The organism is Streptomyces sp. DH12, from assembly GCF_020873895.1.
In the GTDB taxonomy this organism is placed as follows: domain Bacteria; phylum Actinomycetota; class Actinomycetes; order Streptomycetales; family Streptomycetaceae; genus Streptomyces.
Window position 1 is genome coordinate 1 of sequence record NZ_JAHWGT010001725.1, and the last position, 382, is coordinate 382.

At 72.5% G+C, this 382-nt stretch carries 1 protein-coding gene; it reads left to right on the forward strand.

All coding sequences use genetic code 11. The annotated features are described in order from the left end of the window. On the forward strand, window positions 1-382 hold a 382-nt coding region (locus tag LPA54_RS41925; protein ID WP_267488060.1), incomplete at both ends, for a beta-ketoacyl synthase N-terminal-like domain-containing protein.

Below are 382 nucleotides of genomic sequence, written 5' to 3' on the forward strand. Positions count from 1 at the left end.
GCAGTTCGGCGCGCGGGGCCCGGTGCAGACGGTGTCCACCGGCTGCACCTCCGGACTCGACGCGGTCGGCTACGCCTTCCACACCGTCGCCGAGGGCCGGGCGGACGTCTGCATCGCGGGGGCGTCGGACTCGCCGATCTCCCCGATCACCGTGGCCTGCTTCGACGCCATCAAGGCGACCAGCCCGCGCAACGACGAGCCGGAGACCGCCTCACGGCCCTTCGACCGCTCCCGCAACGGCTTCGTCCTCGGCGAAGGGTCGGCCGTGCTGGTCCTCGAGGAGTTCGGGCACGCCCGCCGGCGCGGCGCCCACATCTACGCCGAGATCGCCGGCTTCGCCGGACGCAGCAACGCCTACCACATGACCGGACTGAAGTCCGAC